The sequence below is a fragment of the Micromonospora sp. U56 genome (genome assembly GCF_018070095.1).
Classification (GTDB): domain Bacteria; phylum Actinomycetota; class Actinomycetes; order Mycobacteriales; family Micromonosporaceae; genus Micromonospora; species Micromonospora purpureochromogenes.
Genome location: NZ_JAGPYL010000116.1, coordinates 1 through 19,881, shown reverse-complemented (window position 1 = coordinate 19,881; position 19,881 = coordinate 1). Strand labels below are relative to the sequence as shown.

Annotated in this window: 16 protein-coding genes and 1 pseudogene; 13 read left to right on the top strand and 4 right to left on the bottom strand. The window is 74.6% G+C overall.

Annotated features, from left to right (window positions below; genetic code table 11):
• The 4 genes and pseudogenes from KBX37_RS27685 to KBX37_RS27670 all read left to right on the top strand — a co-directional run.
• Positions 1-275: pseudogene (locus tag KBX37_RS27685) on the top strand (class I SAM-dependent methyltransferase); the annotation flags it as partial.
• A gap of 53 nt (positions 276-328) precedes the next feature.
• Positions 329-1,078: a glycosyltransferase family protein gene (locus tag KBX37_RS27680; protein WP_305798128.1), complete on the top strand. Its 750-nt coding sequence runs from the start codon at positions 329-331 to the stop codon at positions 1,076-1,078.
• Positions 1,075-2,145, top strand: coding sequence for a PseG/SpsG family protein (locus KBX37_RS27675; RefSeq protein ID WP_210778823.1), 1,071 nt, complete (start codon positions 1,075-1,077; stop codon positions 2,143-2,145). Before KBX37_RS27680 ends, KBX37_RS27675 begins: the two co-directional genes overlap by 4 nt.
• A gap of 12 nt (positions 2,146-2,157) precedes the next feature.
• Positions 2,158-2,793 (top strand): alpha-ketoglutarate-dependent dioxygenase AlkB, encoded by a 636-nt coding sequence (locus KBX37_RS27670; RefSeq protein WP_210778820.1) that lies wholly within the window; start codon positions 2,158-2,160, stop codon positions 2,791-2,793.
• A gap of 320 nt (positions 2,794-3,113) precedes the next feature.
• Here KBX37_RS27670 and KBX37_RS27665 read toward each other — a convergent pair whose 3' ends face one another.
• Together KBX37_RS27665 and KBX37_RS27660 are read right to left on the bottom strand one after the other, a co-directional pair.
• Complete coding sequence (locus KBX37_RS27665; protein WP_210778819.1) at positions 3,114-5,600, bottom strand: DNA topoisomerase (ATP-hydrolyzing) subunit A; 2,487 nt, start codon at positions 5,598-5,600, stop codon at positions 3,114-3,116.
• A 31-nt stretch (positions 5,601-5,631) separates the two neighbouring features.
• Positions 5,632-7,689 (bottom strand): DNA topoisomerase IV subunit B, encoded by a 2,058-nt coding sequence (locus KBX37_RS27660; protein ID WP_247659105.1) that lies wholly within the window; start codon positions 7,687-7,689, stop codon positions 5,632-5,634.
• A gap of 351 nt (positions 7,690-8,040) precedes the next feature.
• Here KBX37_RS27660 and KBX37_RS27655 point away from each other — a divergent pair, with 351 nt between their 5' ends.
• A complete protein-coding gene (locus KBX37_RS27655; protein ID WP_210778822.1) occupies positions 8,041-9,297 on the top strand; it encodes a hypothetical protein in 1,257 nt (418 codons plus the stop codon).
• 60 nt (positions 9,298-9,357) lie between these two features.
• Here KBX37_RS27655 and KBX37_RS27650 read toward each other — a convergent pair whose 3' ends face one another.
• A complete protein-coding gene (locus KBX37_RS27650) occupies positions 9,358-9,999 on the bottom strand; it encodes a class I SAM-dependent methyltransferase (protein ID WP_210778817.1) in 642 nt (213 codons plus the stop codon).
• 157 nt (positions 10,000-10,156) lie between these two features.
• Complete coding sequence (locus KBX37_RS27645; RefSeq protein WP_210778816.1) at positions 10,157-10,594, bottom strand: Rrf2 family transcriptional regulator; 438 nt, start codon at positions 10,592-10,594, stop codon at positions 10,157-10,159.
• Between the two features lie 148 nt (positions 10,595-10,742).
• Here KBX37_RS27645 and KBX37_RS27640 point away from each other — a divergent pair, with 148 nt between their 5' ends.
• The 8 genes from KBX37_RS27640 to KBX37_RS27605 form a co-directional block, all read left to right on the top strand.
• Positions 10,743-11,963, top strand: a complete 1,221-nt coding sequence (locus KBX37_RS27640) for a globin domain-containing protein (RefSeq protein WP_307849228.1) — start codon at positions 10,743-10,745, stop codon at positions 11,961-11,963.
• A 114-nt stretch (positions 11,964-12,077) separates the two neighbouring features.
• Positions 12,078-13,721: a carbamoyltransferase C-terminal domain-containing protein gene (locus KBX37_RS27635; protein ID WP_210778815.1), complete on the top strand. Its 1,644-nt coding sequence runs from the start codon at positions 12,078-12,080 to the stop codon at positions 13,719-13,721.
• Positions 13,722-13,724: 3 nt separating this feature from the next.
• The gene (locus KBX37_RS27630) at positions 13,725-14,747 is read left to right on the top strand and encodes a glycosyltransferase family 2 protein (RefSeq protein ID WP_210778814.1); all 1,023 of its coding nucleotides are present in this window, start codon (positions 13,725-13,727) and stop codon (positions 14,745-14,747) included.
• A 35-nt stretch (positions 14,748-14,782) separates the two neighbouring features.
• Entirely contained in the window at positions 14,783-16,363 is a 1,581-nt protein-coding gene (locus tag KBX37_RS27625; RefSeq protein ID WP_247659100.1) for an HAD-IIIA family hydrolase, read from the top strand.
• A 9-nt stretch (positions 16,364-16,372) separates the two neighbouring features.
• The gene (locus KBX37_RS27620; RefSeq protein WP_210778812.1) at positions 16,373-17,347 is read left to right on the top strand and encodes a glycosyltransferase; all 975 of its coding nucleotides are present in this window, start codon (positions 16,373-16,375) and stop codon (positions 17,345-17,347) included.
• Entirely contained in the window at positions 17,332-18,549 is a 1,218-nt protein-coding gene (locus tag KBX37_RS27615) for a glycosyltransferase (RefSeq protein WP_210778811.1), read from the top strand. The genes KBX37_RS27620 and KBX37_RS27615 overlap by 16 nt, the downstream gene beginning before the upstream one ends.
• Positions 18,549-19,379, top strand: coding sequence for an SIS domain-containing protein (locus KBX37_RS27610; RefSeq protein WP_210778810.1), 831 nt, complete (start codon positions 18,549-18,551; stop codon positions 19,377-19,379). The genes KBX37_RS27615 and KBX37_RS27610 overlap by 1 nt, the downstream gene beginning before the upstream one ends.
• Positions 19,376-19,881 (top strand): PfkB family carbohydrate kinase (locus KBX37_RS27605; protein WP_307849227.1); only part of this gene is annotated, 506 nt, incomplete at its 3' end. The genes KBX37_RS27610 and KBX37_RS27605, both read left to right, overlap by 4 nt.

Here is a 19,881-nt window from a genome sequence, read left to right as displayed (position 1 = left end):
GCTACCAGCAGCTCCACCAGGCCTGGCTGCGCCAGCGGGAGGAGCTGACCCGGCTGGGCGCGCTGCTGAAGTGGACCGAGGAGCTGCTGACCTCGCGGGAGCGGGCGTTGCGCCGGGCCGACGCCACGATCAACCTGCTCAGCGGTTCGCTGAGCTACCGGGTGGGCCGGCTGGCGATCACGCCGGCTCGGCTGGCGAAGCGGGGCGCCCGCGCGGCCAAGCGCCGCGCCCGGGAGGCGCTGAACCAGCGCGGGCCGCGGGAGGAGCAGCAGTGAGCGCCGAGCCTTCGGGCGCGGGCGGCGCCGCCTCCCCGACCAGCGCACCGGCCCTGGCCGGGCGGTCGGGTGAGGCGCGGATCGTGGGGATCGTGCAGGCCCGGATGGGCTCGTCCCGGCTGCCCGGCAAGGTGCTGCGCCCGCTGGCCGGGCGCAGCGTGCTCGGCCGGGTGGTCCGGGCCGCCCGGGACAGCGGCGTGCTCGCCGACCTGGTCGTGGCGACCAGCACCGACGCCGTCGACGACGCGGTCGCGGCCGAGTGCGACCGGCTGGGCGTGCCGTGCCACCGGGGCCCGGTCGACGACGTGCTGGGTCGCTTCGTCGGCGCCCTGGACACTTACCCCGGTGACGCGGTCATGCGGTTCACCGCCGACTGCCCGCTGCTCGACCCGGAGATCATCACACTGGTGGCGTCGGTGTACCGGGCGGTGCCCGGGCTCGACTACGCCAGCACCTCGATCGCCCGTACGCTGCCCCGCGGGCTGGACGTCGAGATCATCCGGGCGGACGCGCTGCGCACCCTGGACCGGCTCGCCACCGACCACCACCGGGTGCACGTCACCTCGTACGCGTACACCCACCCGGAGCTGTTCCGGGTGCTCGGGGTGACCCTCACCCCGGACCGGTCGGCGCTGCGGCTCACCCTCGACACCGAGCAGGACTGGGCGCTGGTGCGCGCGGTCACCGACCACTTCGGCGACGTCAGCGTGCCGCTGGCCAAGCTCGCCGACTGGCTGGACGGCCAGCCCGCCCTGCGCGCCCTCAACGCCGACGTACGCCAGAAGCTCCTGGAGGAGTCCTGAACCCGCCACGGATCGGGCTGCGCTGCGACGCCGGACCCCGGCGCGGCGTCGGGCACCTGGTCCGCTGCCTGGCCCTCGGCGAGGAGTTCCTGGCCCGGGGGGCCCGGGTGGAGCTGTTCGGCACCGTCGAGCGGGTCGGCTGGGCGCAGGCGCAGCTGGCGGCCCGGGGCATCCCGGCGCACCCGGGCCCGGACACCCCGGCCGGGCTGGTCGAGGCGGCCCACCGGCACCGGCTGGACGCGATGGTGCTCGACTCGTACGAGCTGGACCCGGCCGGCGCCGGGGCGCTGCGCGCGGCGGGCGTGGTCACCCTGGCGGTGGTCGACGGCGACACCCGGGGGCAGGACGCCGACCTCTACCTGGACCAGAACTTCGGCGCCCGGACCGACGCGCCCGCCGGGCGGCTGCTGGCCGGCACCCGGTACGCGCTGCTGCGCGACTCGGTGATCGGCGCCCGGCCGGCCGCCCCGAGCCAGGCCGCGCCGGTGGACCGGCCCCGGGTGCTCGCCTTCTTCGGCGGGACCGACGCGCTCGGCGCCGCCCCGCTGCTGACCCGGGTGCTGCTCGCCACCGGGCACCCGATGGAACTGACCGTGGTGGTCGGCCGTCCCGACGTCGAGGCGGAGCTGGCGGCGCTGACCCCCGGCCGGGGCCAGTCGCTGCGTCCGGTCCCGCCCACCGACGAGCTGCCCGCCCTGATCGGGGCGGCGGACCTGGTGGTCAGCGCCGCCGGCACGTCCACCTGGGAACTGTGCTGCCTGGGCGCGCCGTCGGCGCTGGTCTGCGTGGTGGGCAACCAACGCGAGTCGTACCGCCGGGTGGTGGACCACGGGCTGGCCGCCGGCCTGGGCGAGCTGCCGGAGCTGGCCGGGGCCGGGGTGGCCGGGCGGGCGGCCCGGGCGGCGGCCGGGCGGACCCTGACCGGCCTGCTCGGCTCCCCCCGGCGGCGGGCCGCGCTCGCCGCCCGGGCCTGGGCCACCGTCGACGGGCGCGGCCGGGCCCGGGTCGCCGACGCGCTGCTCGACCTGGTCCAGCGCGGCGATCGTACGCCTGTACTAAACCGCTGATAGGGTGGCGGCATGACGCAGGCCGCCTACCAGCCGTCGATGCTCGACCTCGCCGACGCCGGTCCGTCGCTCGGGCCGCTGCCGGGCGCGCTGCGCCGGCACGTGCTCACCCGGGGCGCCTGGGTCGACCACCTCCCCGGCTGGGTGCGCGGCTCCGACGCGGTGCTCGACACCCTGCTGGCCGAGGTGCCCTGGCGCGCCGAGCGCCGCACCATGTACGACGCCGAGGTCGACGTCCCCCGCCTGCTCTGCTGGTACGCGGGCGGCCGCCCGCTGCCGCACCCGGTGCTGACCGAGGCCCGCGAGGCGCTGACCCGGCACTACGCCGCCGAGCTGGGCGAGCCCTTCGTCACCGCCGGCATGTGCCTCTACCGCGACGGCCGGGACAGCGTCGCCTGGCACGGCGACACCCAGGGCCGGTCGGCGCACACCGACACCATGGTCGCCATCGTCTCGTTCGGCTCGCCCCGGCCGCTGCTGCTGCGCCCGCGCGGCGGCGGCGCCAGCCTGCGCTTCCCGCTCGGGCACGGCGACCTGGTGGTGATGGGCGGCTCCTGCCAGCGCACCTGGGAACACGCCATCCCCAAGACCGCCCGCCCGGTCGGCCCCCGCGTGAGCGTCCAGTTCCGCCCCACCGGCGTCGCCTGACCCACCCCTCTCGGGCCCCCACCACCGGCCTCGCGCCGGCCTCCCGCTGTTGATCAAGAAGTTTGCGTCTGAAATCCGCGCCGCCCTGACGCAAACCTCTTGATCACCGCCCGTGAAAGCCACCCCCCACGCCGCCCCGAACCCGAACTCCGACCCCCTCCCCTCCCCCTCTCGCCTCGGTGATCATGAAGTTATTGCCGCGACACGCCGGGGGCAGGGCAACAACTTCATGATCAACGCGGGGACACGGGTACGTGGGGGCGCGGGGGATGCGGAAGGGGCCCGGAGGCGTCAGCCTGCGGGCCCCTTGCGCGTGCGGGTCAGCGTTCGATGAGGTGGCCGAGGACCGTGGGGCCGAGCATGACGGCGAAGCCACTGCCGTCGCGGCGCGGGTCGGCGGGAGGCAGCTCCACCGGGTCGCCGGTGGCGGTCGCGCCGACCGGCCGGGCGCCGACCCAGGCGACCACCAGGTCCGTCTCGCCCTTGAGGAACCGCTGCGCGCGCACGCCGGCGGTCGCCCTCCCCTTCGCCGGGTACGCCCCGAACGGCGTCACTTTGACCGTCGCACCGGTGGAGGTGACCACCATCGGCTCCCCGTGCCCGGGGTCGTCGGTGCGGACCGCCCCGAACCAGACCACCCGCGCCCCGTCGGGCACGTTGACGCCGGCCATGCCGCCGCCCTTGAGCCCCTGCGGGCGGACCAGCGTGGCAGCGAAACGCAGCAGCGACGCCTCCGAGGTGATGAAGGTCAGCGCCTCCTGGCCGTCGGTGAGCCAGGTCGCCCCGACCACCTCGTCCCCCTCGCGCAGGCCGATCACCTCGAACTCGTCCGAGCGGACCGGCCACTCCGGCGCACAGACCTTGACCACGCCCTGCCGGGTGCCGAGGGCCAGGCCCGGCGAGCCCTGCGCGGCCGCCCCGAGCGGGGCCAGGCCAACCACCGTCTCGCCCGCCTCCAGCGGCACCAGCTCGGCGGCCGACATGCCGCCGCGCAGCGAGACCGTGCCGGCCTGCTCCGGCAACACCGGCAGCGGCAGTACGTCGATCTTGAACGCCCGGCCGGCGCTGGTCACCAGGAGCACCCGGCCCCGGGCCGTGGTGTGCACGACGGCGCGTACCGTGTCGTGCTTGACCCGGCCGTTGCGCCGGCGCCCCTCGGCGGCCTCCTCCGACTCGGCCGCGGTGCGGGCCACCAGCCCGGTCGCGGAGAGGATCACCTGGCAGGGGTCGTCGGCCACCTCCAGCGGGCCGGCCGGCACCGACGCCGCCAGCACCTCCTTGAGGTCGCCGTCGACCAGGGTGGTACGCCGCGGCGCGCCGAACTGCTTCACCACCGCCGACAGCTCGTCGGAGACGACCTTCTTCAGCACCTTGTCGTCGTCGAGGATCTTGGACAGCTCGGCGATCTCCCCGCGCAGCTTCTCCTGCTCGGCCTCCAGCTCGATCCGGTCGTACTTGGTCAACCGGCGCAGCGGAGTGTCCAGGATGTAGGTGGCCTGGATCTCGGAGAGCTTGAACTTCTGCATCAGGCCGTCCTTGGCCGCCTGAGCGTCGTCGCTGGCCCGGATCAGCTTGACCACCTTGTCGATGTCGAGCAGGGCGATCAGCAGACCGTCGACCAGGTGCAGCCGCTCCTCGCGCTTGCGCCTGCGGTACGCGCTGCGCCGGGTGACGACCTCGTAGCGGTGGGCCAGGAAGACCTCCAGCAGCGCCTTCAGCCCGAGGGTGCGCGGCTGGCCGTCGACCAGCACCAGGTTGTTGACGCCGAACGACTGCTCCAGCGGGGTCAGCCGGTAGAGGTCGGCCAGCAGCGCCTGCGGGTTGACCCCGACCTTGCACTCGATGACCAGGCGGGTGCCGCTCTCCCGGTCGGTGAGGTCCTTGACGTCGGCGATGCCGGTCAGCCGCTTGGTCTTGGTGACCTCGTTGGTGATCGCCGCGATGACCTTCTCCGCGCCGACGCCGTACGGCAGCTCGACGACGGTGATCGCCTGCCGGCCGCGGCTGCCCTCGAGGGGGCCGATCGCCACCTTGCCGCGCATCCGCACCACACCGCGTCCGCTCTCGTACGCCCGACGCACCTCGTCCAGGCCGAGCAGCAGACCGCCGGTCGGCAGGTCCGGGCCGGGAACGAACTCCATCAGCTTGTCGAGGTCGGCGTCCGGGTGGTTGATCAGCCAGCGGGCGGCGGAGACCACCTCGCCGAGGTTGTGCGGGATCATGTTGGTCGCCATCCCGACCGCGATCCCGGAGGCGCCGTTGACCAGCAGGTTGGGGAAGGCGGCCGGCAGCACGGTGGGCTGGGTCAGCGAGCCGTCGTAGTTGGGCTCGACGTCGACGGTGTCCTCGCCCAGCTCGCCGACGAGCAGCATCGCCTCGCGAGACATTCGCGCTTCTGTATATCTCGACGCGGCCGGTCCATCGTCCGGGCTTCCAAAGTTTCCATGCCCATCGATGAGCGGCGCGTTGAGCGAGAAGTCCTGGGCCATCCGCACCATCGCGTCGTAGATCGCGGTGTCGCCGTGCGGGTGGTAGCGGCCCATCACGTCGCCGACTACTCGTGCGGACTTCACGTGCGACCGGTCGGGGCGGAAACCCGCCTCGTTCATCGCATAGAGGATGCGCCGGTGCACCGGCTTGAGGCCGTCGCGCGCGTCGGGCAGGGCGCGGGAGTGGATGACCGAGAAGGCGTACTCCAGGTAGGAGTCGGAGACCTCGGTGACCAGCGGGTTGTCGAAGACCCGCGCGCCGGCCTGGTCGAAGGCGGACAGGTCCACCTTGGCGCGGTCTTCCTTGCGGCGTGCCATCGTCAGCTTTCCCCTCGAACGGACCCGGTGCTCATGCGTCGATCGCTTCCCGGTCGACCCGGCCGGAGGAGTCGATCAGCCAGTTGCGACGCGGCTCGACCTTCTCCCCCATCAGCAGTTCGAGGATCCGCTCGGCGGCGTCGACGTCGTCGAGGGTGATCCGGCGGACCGCCCGGGTGGCCGGGTTCATCGTGGTCTCCCACAGCTCGTCGGCGTCCATCTCGCCGAGACCCTTGAAGCGCGGGATCGGGGTCACGATCTGCTTGCCGGCCTTCTCCAGCTTGCGAACCGTCGCCTCCATCTCGGCCTGGGTGTAGGTGTAGATGGTCTGCGGGTTGCGCCCCCTGGTGGTGATCTTGTGCAGGGGCGGCATCGCGGCGAAGAGCCGACCGGCCTCGATCAGCGGCCGCATGTAGCGGGCGAAGAGCGTGATGAGCAGGGTACGGATGTGCGCGCCGTCCACGTCGGCGTCCGCCATGATCAGGACCCGGCCGTACCGCAGGGCCGACAGGTCGAAGGTGCGCCCCGAGCCGGCGCCGAGCACCTGCACGATCGCGGCGCACTCGGCGTTGTCCAGCACCTGCTGGAGGTTCGCCTTCTGCACGTTGAGGATCTTGCCGCGGATCGGCAGCAGCGCCTGATATTCGGCAGATCGGGCAAGTCGCCCTGTTCCGAGGGCGCTGTCGCCTTCCACGATGAATAATTCACTTCTATCGATGCCGGCCGCGCGGCAGTCGACCAGCTTGGCCGGCATCGACGCGCCTTCCAGGGCGGTCTTGCGCCGGGCCGCGTCCTTCTGCTGCTTCTGGGTGAGCCGGACCCGCGCCGCGTCGACGATCTTCTGGAGCACCGTCCGGGCCTCGGCCTTGGTGCGCCGGTCCTCCAGCCAGGCCTTGAGGTGCTGCTCGATCAGGGACTGCATCACCTTGGTGATGCCGGCGGTAGAGAGCTCGTCCTTGGTCTGCGAGGTGAACTGCGGCTCCGGGATGCGCACGTGCACCACGGCCGTCATCCCCTCCAGGACGTCGTCCAGGGTGGGCGGCTCCTCCTTGGCCTTGAGCAGGCCGCGGGTGTTGCGTACGGCGTCGGCGAGGGTGCGCGCCAGCGCCCGCTCGAAGCCCTTGCGGTGGGTGCCGCCGTGGGCGTTGCGGATGGTGTTGGTGAAGCACTCCACGGTGCGCTCGTAGCCGGTGCCCCAGCGGAAGGCCACCTCGACCTCGGCGCGGCGCTGCACGTTGGACTGCATCACGCCGTTGGCGTCGGCGGCGTTTTCCCGGTAGGTGCCCTCGCCGGTGACCAGCAGCGTGCCGGAGACCGGCCGGTCGCCGGCCGGGGCCAGGAACTCGACCATGTCGGTGAGGCCGTTGGGGAAGTGGAAGCGCTCCTCGGCGGGCTGCTCACCGGTCTCGTCGCGCAGCCGGTAGTCGACCCCGGGCACCAGGAAGGCGGTGTTGCGCAGCTTCATCCGGACGGCGTCGGCGTCGAGCGTGGCGCCGGTCTCGAAGTAGCGGGCGTCGTGCCAGTAGCGGATCGAGGTGCCGGTGCGCTGGCCGCGCTTCATCGCCCCGACGATCTGGAGGCCGGGACCGGCGGTGAACGGAGCGTCCGGGCCGTCGCCGTCGAAGATCCCGGGCACGCCGTGCCGGAACGACATGGCGTGCACCTTGCCGCCGCGCCGGACGGTGACGTCGAAGCGGCGGGAGAGCGCGTTGACCGCCGAGGCGCCGACGCCGTGCAGGCCGCCGGAGGTCTTGTAGCCGGAGCCGCCGAACTTGCCACCGGCATGCAGCCGGGTGAGCACCAGCTCGACCCCGGAGATGCCGGACTTTGCGTGCACGTCGGTGGGGATGCCGCGGCCGTCGTCGTCGACCTGCACCGAACCGTCGGCGTGCAGCATCACCTCGACCTTCCTGGCGTGACCCGCGACACCCTCGTCGGTGGAGTTGTCGAGGATCTCGTTGACGAGGTGACCCACGCCACGGCTGTCGGTGGAGCCGATGTACATGCCGGGACGCTTGCGGACGGCGTCCAGGCCCTCGAGGTGGGTGAGGTCGTCGGCCCCGTAGCGGGTCTCAGGCTGTGCGGTCAACTGGTCGTACTCCCAGGTCTCGGCGGTGTGGTGCCGCTCACCGTCTTGATCCACCCTGAATCGATCTCCACGCGCGGCGCGCCGCAGCGAGCCTAGCCGCACGCCCCGACACAACCGCGCAGCCCCGCTGGAGCCATCGCAACCGGGGCGCCGGGTGTCGGTCACCCGGCAGCAACGCCGGCCCCCGCCGGGGTGTTCCCCCGGCCGGGCCGGCCGGTGCCACGCGTGCCACACCCGGGGGTCGAACGTTGAACGAACGGGTTACCACCCATTGACGCCCATCACGCCGAAGTGATCTGATCGCGACCACCGGAGGATCTTTCACATTTCGATGGACAGATGGGGGACGCGATGGTCAGGTTCCGTCGTACCGCTCTCGCCGCAGTGCTCACCGTCGCCACGGCCGCGCTCTCGGCCGCCGTCGGCCTGCCCGCTCCCGCCGCCGCGGCGCTGCCCACCGCCGCCGTGGCGCTGGGCGACAGCTTCATCAGCGGCGAGGGCGCCGGTGCGTACTCCCCGGTGGTCGACCTCACCGGCGTGGCGCAGCCCTTCCCGGGCTGGTCGGCGCCGAACAGCAACGCCTACTTCTGCCACCGCTCACCCAACGCCTCGCTGCACCGGGCGGACCTGCCGGGCGTCCAGGCCCGGTTCAACCTCGCCTGCTCCGGCGGCCAGCCGTACGACATCGCCGCCGCGTCCGCCACCCGGGCCAAGGGCCGGCAGGTCGCCGCGCAGCTCGACCAGCTCCGCGCGGTCGGGCAGACCCACGACATCGACCTGGTGCTGGTCGGCCTCGGCTCGAACAACAGCTCGTTCACCTTCGGCAGCGTCGCCGAGAAGTGCGCCAACCGGTTCATCGCCGACGCGTGGACCGGCTGGTGGGAGTTCTGGGCCTACCTGGGCGGGCCGGTCGAGCAGAAGCCGTGCGACGACGCCGACCTGGCCGCCGCCGCCCAGTTCGCCGCCGCGACCGCCGAGACCACCACGGCCGTCCGCCAGATCCTCACCACCCTCGACCAGATCGACGCCGACGGCCAGCACCGGATCGTGTTCCAGGACTACACCAACCCGCTGCCGCCGGAGCTGGCCCAGGTCTACTGGAGCGAGGACGACCGGGACGACACCCGGGACAAGTTCCGCGCGCTCGGCGCCGAGCGGTACGCCGCCGGCTGCCCGATCCACCGGGGCAGCCTGGCCCCCGGCCACCGCTTCTCGCAGGGGCTCGGCACGCTGGTCAACGCGGTACGCACCACCCTGGCCGCCGAGTTCCCCGCCGCCGACCTGGTCTACCTCAACGTGCAGCGCGCCTTCGACGGCGCTCGGCTCTGCGAGCAGGCGGGCAGCCCCACCGGCACGCTGGCCACCCCGATCCGCCTCCAGGACGGCCCGTCCGGCGTCTTCGTCACCAGTCTCTCCGGCTACGACAAGCTGGACATCCAGCGGATCGCCAACGCCTGCGGGACGTACTTCCAGACCTGCCAGGAGTCCTGGCACCCGAACGCCGCCGGGCACCAGGTGCTCGGCCGGTGCCTGACCGGCGCCGCCGCGACCGCCGCCCGGGCGGTCTCGTGCGTGCGCGCGCCCGACGGCACGGTCACCGTCGGTTGAGTGCCCCGTCGGGGGCGGCCCGCCCGGGCGGCCCCCGACGCGCGCCCGCCCGACGACGCCTCAGGGCCGGATCGCGGCGCCGAGCACGTGCGGTGACGCCGGTGCCGGCAACCGACCGGGCGGGAAGCGGAACCGGTCCAGCCGGACCACGCTGAAGCCCGCCGCGACGATCGCCGACACCGTGTCCCGTCCGGTGTGGCAGCCGCCGCAGAGCAGTGGCCAGCAGGTCGCGTCGACCACCCGCTGCGCCCGGCGCAGCCCGCGGGTGCCCGCGGCGACGTGCTCGTAGAAGCGCAGCGACCCGCCGGGACGCAGCACCCGGTACGCCTCCCGCAGCGCGACGGCCTGGTCGGGGACCGAGCAGAGCACCAGCGACATCACCACGGCGTCGACGCTGGCGTCGGCGACCGGCAGCGCCTCGGCCAGCCCGTCGGTGACCGTCACCGGCACCGGCGCGTGCTCGGCGGCGCCGCGGGCGGCGGCGCGCAGCCAGGGCTCGGGCTCCACCGCGAGCACGGCGTCCACCTCGGGCGGGTAGTGCGCGAACATCCGGCCGTTGCCGGCGCCCACCTCGACCGCCCGCCCGCGCAGGCCGGCGACCAGTCGATGCCGGTGCTCGGCCGCGCCGGCCCGGTCCAGGGCCACGCTCGCCCGGGCGAACAACCGGGCGAACAACGGGTGGGACACCCGGGAGTTTGACATCGGCGCTCCGCATCGACGTGGGCCGCTCGTCCCGCAGGCTACCGCCCGTCCGCCACCGCACCGCCGCCCCACGCCCGCCCCACCCGGGCAGCCTGGGCAAACCCGGCAGCCACGGGCCGGCAGCGGGGAGGCGCGTGGCGGTGACCAGCGGAACCGCTCACGGGGTACCCGGGCGTGCGGTGAGCGTGAGCAGGACGGGAGCGGCGGGGCTGCCGGCGAGGTCGCCGAGGCGGACGTCGTCGAGGACGGCGAGGAAGGCGGCCTGGGCGCGGCGCAGTTGGACGCGGAGCCGGCAGTCGGACCGCAGCGCGCAGCCGGACTCCTCGCAGGCGACGACCTCACCCTCGCCCTCGAAGGCCCGTACGACCTGACCGACGGTCAGCTCCTCCGCGCCCTCGGCGAAGGCCACGCCGCCGGAGCGCCCCCGGATGGTGACCAGCACACCGAGCCGTTGCAGCCGCTGCACCACCTTGGCGACGTGGCTGCGGGGCAGGTCCAGCCGCTCGGCCAGTTCGTCGACGGTGGTCCGGGTCGACGCCGGCGCGGTCAGCATGGCGATCCGCAACGCCATGTCGGTGGACCGGTTGAGCTTCACGTACCGACCCTAGCCAGCGCGTCCCGGCCCGGACAGGGGCCGGGAGACCGTGACGCCGGCAACACCGGACCCGGGACTTTCGGCCCTGAAGAGGCATCTCAGATTCCTGTTTAAGTGCTCGCGTAGGCAACGCAGAAGGAGGAGCACCGTGCTCTCGGAATCATCCAAGGCCGTGGTGATCGCGACCCTGCCCGTCGTACGGGCACACGGGGAGGAGATCACCGGCCGGTTCTACCCGCGGATGTTCGCCGCCCACCCGGAGCTGCTCAACCTGTTCAACCGGGGCAATCAGGCGACCGGCCAGCAGAAGGCCGCGCTGGCCGCCTCCGTCGTCGCGTACGCCGAACACCTCACCGGCGCCGGTGGGCCGGTGTGGGACGCGATCCTGGACCGGATCGCGCACAAGCACGCCTCGCTGGGCATCACTCCCGATCAGTACACCATCGTCGGCCGGCACCTGATGGGCGCCATCGGCGAGGTGCTGGGCGCGGCCGTCACGCCGGAGGTCGCCGCGGCCTGGGACGAGGTGTACTGGCTGATGGCCTGCGAACTCATCGCCCGGGAGGCCCGCCTCTACACGACGGCCGGCGTGGCCGGGGGCGGCGCGGTCTGGCGCGACTGGCGGGTCACCGGGGTGGTGCCGGAGGCCACCGACGTCATCTCGCTGACCCTCGTGCCGGCCGACGGCGGCCCGGTCCCCGGCTTCGTCCCCGGGCAGTACGTCTCGGTCGCCGTCGACCTGGACGGCGGGCTCGGCCAGCAGATCCGGCAGTACAGCCTCTCCGGCCGTCCCGGCGCCGACCACTGGCGGATCACGGTCAAGCGGGTACGCGGCGTCGGCGGCGCGCCGGACGGCCTGGTCTCCACCGTCCTGCACGAGCGGACCGCGCCCGGCGACACGCTCCGGCTCAGCCCGCCCTTCGGCGAGGTCAGCGCGGTGGCCGGCGACGGGCCGCTGCTGCTGGTCAGCGCCGGCATCGGGCTGACCCCGGCGATGTCCGCGCTGGAGCACCTGGCCGCCACCGCGCCCGAGCGGCCGGTGGTGCTGGTGCACGCCGACCGGGACGGGGCCGCGCACGCCCACCGCGACGAACTGCCCCGGCTGCACGCCCGGCTGCCCAACCTGCGGCTCAAGCTCTGGTACGAGCGGACCACAGACGGCGACGACCCGGCGGCGCTGACCGCCGAGGTGGCCAGCGGCCGGGTCGACCCCGAGCTGATCCCGCTCTCCCCCGACGCGCACGTGCACCTCTGCGGGCCGCTGCCGTTCATGAACGAGGTCCGGGGCGGGCTGCTGCGCCGGGGCGTACCGGTGGAGCGGATCGCGTACGAGGTGTTCGGGCCGGGGATGCTGCGCGGCGGCGTCTGACTCCTCCGGTGGGACTCGCGGCGGCCACGAATCTCCAACCTGGAGATTCGTGGCCGGCGGGAGAAGTCGATGATCTACAGGTTAGGAGGAGAAGTCGAGGGTACCGACCTTGGCATGCGCGTCCTCGGTATCAATGCGATCTTCCATGATCCGGCCGCCGCCCTGGTGGTCGACGGACAGGTGGTGGCCGCCGCCGAAGAGGAACGGTTCAGCCGCCGCAAGCACGGCAAGCGACCGGTCCCGTTCTCCGCCTGGGAACTGCCCGAACTCTCCGCCGCCTGGTGCCTGTCCAGCGCCGGCGTCGACGTCGACAGCCTCGACGCGGTGGCCTACTCCTTCGATCCCGGCCTGTGCCGCGACGCCGCCGACCTCGGCCTGGCCGACCCGTGGGACTGGCTGCGCGTCGACTACGCCCGGCAGGCCCCGCAGTTCCTCGCCGCCGCCCTGCCCGGCCTCGACCCGGAGAAGGTGCGCTTCGTCCCGCACCACGTGGCGCACGCCGCCTCGGCCGGGCTGGCCGCCCCGCCGGCCGGCGACGACACCGCCGTCCTGGTGCTCGACGGCCGCGGTGAGGTGGCCAGCCACCTGGCCGGCGTCTACCGCGACGGCGCCCTGAGCCCGCTGTACTCGCAGGAGCTGCCGCACTCGCTCGGCCTGCTCTACGAGGACCTCACCCGCCACCTGGGCTTCCTGCACTCCAGCGACGAGTACAAGGTGATGGCGCTGGCCTCGTACGGCCGGCCGAAGCACCTCGGGCTGCTGCGCGAGCTGGTCCGGGTCACCGACGCCGGCGGCTTCCACGTCGACCGGATCGACTGGGCGAGCCTGGCCAAGGCCGCCGAGCCGGGCGCCGAGCTGACCGAGGACCACGCCGACCTGGCCGCCAGCGTGCAGGCCCGGCTGGAGGAGGTCGTCCTCGACCTGGCCCGCTGGCTGTGCGACGCCTCGGGCGGCGCCTCGACCCTGGCGATGGCCGGCGGGGTGGCGCTGAACTGCGTCGCGAACGCCCGGCTGGCGGCCGAGGGGCCGTACCGGGACGTCTGGGTGCAGCCGGCGGCCGGCGACTCCGGCACCGCGCTGGGCGCCGCCCTGCACGTCGCCGGCACCCTCGGCGACCGGGCGACGCCGATGAGCGGGGCGGACCTCGGCCGTGGCTGGTCGGACGAGGAGCTGGAGGCGGAGCTGCGCCGGGCGGCGCTGCCGTACCTCCGGCCGGACTCGATCGCCGCCGAGGCGGCCCGGGTGCTCGCCGACAACGGCATCGTCGCCTGGTACCAGGGGCGCAGCGAGTACGGCCCGCGCGCCCTCGGACACCGCTCGCTGCTGGCCCACCCCGGCGACCCGGCGACCACGGCCCGGATGAACGACGTCAAGGGGCGGGAGCAGTTCCGCCCGATCGCGCCGATGGTCCGCGCCGAACGCTTCGCCGACATCTTCGACGGGGTGTTCCCCAGCCGGTACATGCTCTTCGTGCACCGGGTGAAGCCGGAATGGAGCGACCGCATCCCGGCGGTCACCCACGTCGACGGCACCGCCCGGGTGCAGACCGTGCACACCGACACCGAGCCCCTCGTCGCGGAACTGCTGGCCGAGTTCGACCGGCTCACCGGGCTGCCGGTGGTGGTGAACACGTCGCTGAACACCGCCGGCCGGCCCATGGTGGACACCCCGCGCGAGGCGATGGAGCTGTTCGGTGCCGCCCCGGTGGAGCTGCTGGCCCTCGGCCCGTTCGCGGTGCCGCGGCGCGCTCGGCGGTGACCGGTGATCAGCATCGTGGTGCCGACCCTCGGCCGGCCCAGCCTCGGCACGTTGCTCGACGCCCTCGCCCCGCAGCTCGCCGAGCTGCCAGACGGGGAGATCCTGCTGGTCGACGACCGGCGCGACGCCGCGGGCGAGCTGGCGGTGCCGGGGGTGCTGTCCGCGTACGCCAAGGTGGTGACCGGTAGCGGCACGGGCCCGGCGGCGGCGCGCAACGTCGGCTGGCGGGCGGCCCGCCGGCCCTGGGTGGTCTTCCTCGACGACGACGTGGTGCCGGCACCGGACTGGGCCCGGCGGCTGCTCGCCGACCTGGCGGTCGGCGACCGGGTCGGCGGGGTGCAGGGGAGGGTGGCGGTGCCGCTGCCGGGCGACCGGCGCCCCACCGACTGGGAGCGGAGCACCGCCGGCCTGGCCGAGGGCGAGTGGATCACGGCGGACATGGCGTACCGGCGGGCCGCGCTGGCAGCGGTCGACGGTTTCGACGAACGCTTCCCCCGCGCCTACCGGGAGGACGCCGAGCTGGCCCACCGGATCCGGCGCGCCGGGTGGGAGCTGGTCCGGGGCCGACGCGTCGTCACCCACCCGGTGCGGCCGGAGGACCGCTGGGTGAGCCTGCGGGTGCAGCGCGGCAACGCCGACGACGCGCTGCTGCGCCGGCTCTACGGCCCGGACTGGCGCGCCGCGCTGCACCTGCCGCCCGGCCGGCGGCCCCGACACGTCGCGGTCACCGCCGCCGGGGCGCTGGCGGTGACCGCCGCCGCGCTGCGGACCGCGCTGCCCCGCGACGGCGCGCCGCGCCGGGTGCTCGGCGCGGTCGCCGCCGCCGGCGCGCTGGGCTGGGTGGCGGGCACCGCCGAGTTCGCCGCGGTGCGGATCGCGCCCGGGCCGCGCACCCGCGACGAGGTGTCCACCATGCTGCTGACCAGCGCGCTCATCCCGCCGGTCGCCGTCGCCCACTGGGTACGCGGCTGGTGGCGACACCGACCCTCCGGTGCGGACGGTGACCCCGCCGGAGCGCAGAGTTGATGTTTACTCCTCCTGCCCCGGGCAACTGGTCTGCCATGAGCGGGGGCGCGGCGATCACGCACGGCCTCTTCGACGCGGTGCTGCTCGACCGGGACGGCACGCTGGTCGAGGACGTGCCGTACAACGGCGACCCGGAGAAGGTGCGCCCGCTGCCCGGCGCGCGCGAGGCACTGGACCGGCTGCGCGCCGCCGGCCTGCGCCTGGGCGTCGTCACCAACCAGTCCGGCCTGGCGAAGGGGCTCTTCAGCACCGACCAGATGCGGGCGGTGCACGCCCGGATCGAGGAGCTGCTCGGCCCGTTCGACGACTGGCAGATCTGCCCGCACGACGACGGCGACGGCTGCGGCTGCCGCAAGCCCGCGCCGGGGATGGTCCACGCGGCCGCCGCCGCGCTCGGCACCATCCCCGGACGCTGCGTCATGGTCGGCGACATCGGGCGGGACATGACCGCCGCGCTCGCCGCCGGCGCCACCGGCGTCCTGGTGCCCACCCCGGTCACCCAGCCCGAGGAGGTCGCCGCCGCCCCGCACGTCGCCCGTGACCTGCCGGCGGCGGTCGACGAGATCCTGCGCCGGCAGGCCGCCGTCCGGCCCACCGCGCCGCGCCGCGCCGGCACCGTCCTGGTGGTACGCAGCGACTCCGCCGGCGACGTGCTGGTCACCGGCCCAGCGATCCGGGCCGTCGCCGCCGGGGCGCGGCGGGTGGTGCTGCTCTGCGGTCCCCGGGGCCGGGCCGCCGCCGACCTGCTCCCCGGCCTGGACGAGATCGTCGAATGGCCGCTGCCCTGGATCGACGGCGACCCCGCCCCCGTCGACCCCGACGACATCCGCGCGCTGACCGCCCGGCTCACCGCCGTCGGCGCCAACGAGGCGGTCGTCTTCACCTCCTTCCACCAGTCGGCCCTCCCCCTCGCGCTGCTGCTGCGGTTGGCCGGCGTGGGCCGGATCAGCGCGATCAGCGACGACTACCCCGGCTCCCTGCTGGACGTGCGGCACAAGGTGCCGGTCGGTGTGCCGGAGCCGGAGCGGGCCCTCTCCCTCGTCGCCGCCGCCGGCTTCGGCCTGCCCGTCGGCGACGAGCCGACGTTGCGGGTCGAGGCGCCTCCCGCCGCACCCCCCGCCGGCCCGTACGTGGTGGTGCACCCCGGAGCGTCAGTGCCGTCCCGGGCCTGCCCGCCGGAGCGGTGGGTGGAGATCGTGCGCAGGCTTACCGCGAGCGGCTATCGGGTAGTGGTCACCGGGGGGCCGGTCGAGACCGTGCTGACCTCCCGGGTCGCCGCCGCCGGTGGCACCGACCTCGGCGGGCGTACCGGGCTGGCGGAGCTGGCCGGAGTCCTCGCCGGAGCGAGCTGCGTGGTGGTCGGCAACACCGGCCCCGCCCATCTCGCCGCCGCCGTCGGCGTACCCGTCGTCAGCCTCTTCGCCCCCACCGTCTCCTTCGGCCAGTGGGCGCCCTACCGGGTGCCGCTGGTCCGACTCGGCGACGCCGCCGCGCCCTGCCGGGCCAGCCGGGCCACCCGCTGCCCGGTACCCGGCCACCCCTGCCTCACCGCGGGGGTCGACCCGGCCGAGGTGGTCGCCGCGGTCCGCCTGCTCACCACCGGAATCCGACGCTGAAGGAGGGTCATGAACGTCCTGCTCTGGCACGTGCACGGCTCCTGGACCACGTCCTTCGTGCACGGCACGCACCGCTACCTGGTGCCGGTCACCCCCGACCGCGGCCCGTACGGGCTGGGCCGGGCCCGGACCTACCCGTGGCCGGCCAGCGCGGTCGAGATGACCCCCGAGGAACTGGCCGACGCCGACGTGGACGTGGTCGTGCTGCAACGCCCCGAGGAGCTGGAGCTGGCCGAGCGCTGGCTGGGCCGGCGGCCGGGGCGGGACCTGCCGGCGATCTACGTCGAGCACAACACCCCCAAGGGCGACGTGCCCACCACCCGCCACCCGATGGCCGACCGGGACGACCTGCTGCTCACCCACGTCACCCACTTCAACGAGCTGTTCTGGGACAACGGCAGCACCCGCACCGCCGTCGTCGAGCACGGCATCGTGCCGCCGAGGGTGGAGTGGACCGGCGAGCTGGACCGGCTCGCCGTGGTGACGAACGAACCCGTCCGGCGCTGGCGGGTCACCGGCACCGACCTGATGCCCCGCTTCGCCGAGGTCGCCCCGCTGGACGTCTTCGGCATGGGGGTGACCGGGCTGGCCGACCGGCTCGGGCTGCCCGGGCAACGCCTGGCCAGCCACGACGACCTGCCGCAGGACGTCATGCACACGGAGGTGGCCCGGCGGCGGGCGTACCTGCACCTGTGCCGGTGGACGTCGCTGGGGCTGAGCCTGATCGAGGCCATGACGATCGGCATGCCCGTCGTCGCGCTGGCCACCACCGAGGCCGTCGACGCGGTGCCACCCGACGCGGGAGTGCTCTCCACCCGGGCCGACACGCTCGTCGAGGCGGCCCGCTGGCTGATGGCGGACCGCGACGCCGCGTACCGGTTGGGTGCGCGGGCGCGGGAGGTGACGAAGGAACGCTTCGGGCTCGACCGGTTCCTCGCCGACTGGGACCGGATCCTTGAGGAGGAAACATGCGCATCGCGATGATCTCGGAGCACGCCAGCCCACTCGCCGTCCTCGGCGAGGAGGACGCGGGCGGACAGAACACGCACGTCGCCGAACTGGCGGCGGCCCTGGTCGGCGAGGGGCACGACGTGCGCGTCTACACCCGCCGGGACGCGGTCGACCTGCCCGACGTGGTCGACGCCGCCGCCGGCTACCAGGTGCGCCACGTGCCCGCCGGGCCGACGCAGCGGGTGCCCAAGGACGAGCTGCTGCCGTACATGGGCGAGTTCGGGCGGTGGATGGCCGCACAGTGGGGCGACCAGGGCTGGCGGCCGGACGTGGCGCACGCCCACTTCTGGATGAGCGGCCTGGCCACCCTGCACGCCGGCCGGCGCACCAACACGCCGGTGGTGCTGACGTACCACGCGCTGGGCTCGGTGAAGCGCCGCCACCAGGGGGCCCGGGACACCAGTCCACCGGGCCGGATCGGCTATGAACGGGCGCTGGGCCGGGCGGCCGACCGGGTGATCGTCCAGTGCCAGGACGAGATCGGCGAGCTGGTCCGGCTCGGCGTGCCGCGGTCGAGGATGGCGCTGGTCCCGTCCGGGGTCAACGAGGAGATGTTCCGTCCCGAGGGGCCGGTCGCGCCCCGCCACCCGACCCGCCCGCGCATCCTCACCGTCGGGCGGCTGGTCGAGCGCAAGGGCTTCCAGGACGTCATCCGGGCGCTGCCGGCGGTGCCGGAGGCCGAGTGCGTGGTGGTCGGTGGCCCGTCGGCCGAGCTGCTGCCCGCCGACAGCTTCGCCCGCCGGCTGGGCGCGCTCGCCGAGTCCTGCGGGGTCGCCGACCGGGTCAAGCTGGTCGGCGCGGTCCCGCGCGAGGAGATGGGCGCCTGGTACCGCTCCGCCGACGTGCTGGTCGCCGCCCCCTGGTACGAGCCGTTCGGGCTCACCCCGCTGGAGGGAATGGCCTGCGGCGTGCCGGTGATCGGCACGAACGTGGGCGGCATCGCCGACACCGTGGTCGACGGGCTGACCGGTGACCTGGTGCCGCCGCGCGACCCGCGCGCGCTGGGCACCGCGATCCGCCGGCTGCTCGCCGACCGCGTGCGCCGGTTCGCGTACGCCACGGCGGCGCTGGACCGGATCCGCAGCCGGTACTCCTGGAAGCGCTGCGCCGAGCAGCTGAGCGCGGTCTACGCCACGGTCAGCACGGTCGGCCGGGTCGCCCCGGCGGTGGCCTGATGAACGACGCGATGTCCGCCCTCGACGGGCACCTGGCCGGGCTGGCCGCCGCGCTGCTGCCGTACCGGCGTACCGCCGAGCGGCTGGCCGGCTGGGGCACCCAGCTGGCCTGGACGCTGGCCACCGGCGGCCGGCTGCTGGCGGCCGGCAACGGCGGCAGCGCGGCCGAGGCCCAGCACCTCACCGCCGAACTGGTCGGCAAGCTGCGCGACGACCGGGAGCCCTACTCGGCGATCGCGCTGCACGCCGAGACGTCGTCGCTGACCGCGATCGGCAACGACTACGGCTACGACGAGATCTTCGCCCGCCAGGTGCGCGCCCACGGCCGGGAGAACGACATCCTGCTGCTGATGTCGACCAGCGGCACCAGCACCAACCTGCTGCGGGCGGTGGAGGCGGCCCGGGAGGTCGGGGTGCGCTGCTGGGCGTTCACCGGTCCCGCGCCGAACCCGCTGGCCGAGGTCTGCGACGACGTGCTCGCGGTGCCCTCGCCGGACAGTCAGGTCGTGCAGGAGCTGCACCTGGTCTCGCTGCACCTGCTCTGCGAGTACGTCGACGAGGCGCTGCCGCTGGTCCGCCAGCTCCCGCGCACGGCGGCCCCGCGGCAGCGGACCGCCGAGTTCGCCGGCCGGCTCCCGGGCGCTGACGCACCCGCCCTCGCCGCCGCCGGCAGCGGCCCCGGGATCAACCGGCACGCCCGCAACGGCCACTCCACCAACGGACACGGTGCCAACGGACACGGTGCCAACGGACACGGTGCCAACGGACACGGCGCCAACGGACACGGGCCGAACGGGCACGGGTCGAGCCGCCGCGGGTGCCCGTCGTGAGCCGGCCGCTGGTGGTCGTCGGCGACGCCCTGCTCGTCCGGGACGTCGAGGGCGCGGTCAACCGGGTCTGCCCGGACGCGCCGGTGCCGGTGCTCGACGAGGGGGCCAGCACCGACCGGCCCGGCGGCGCCGGGCTCGCCGTGCTGCTCGCCGCCGCCCAGGGCACCGAGGTGGCGCTGGTGACCGCGCTCGCCGACGACGCCGCCGGAGCCCGCATCGCCGAACTGCTCACCACCGCCGGAGTACGCCTGTACCCGCTGCGGCTGCCCGGGGCGACGCCGGAGAAGATCCGGCTCCGGGCGGGCGGGCAGACCCTGCTGCGGCTGGACCGTGGCGGTGCGCCACGGCCCCCCGGCGAGCCGCCCGAGGCGGCGCTGGAGGTGCTCGCCTCGGCCGGCGCCATCCGGGTCCGCGACTACGGCCGGGGCCTGGTCCGGCAGCCGCCGCTGCGGGCCGCGCTCGCCGACGCGCGCGCCCCGGTGGTCTGGGACCCGCACCCCCG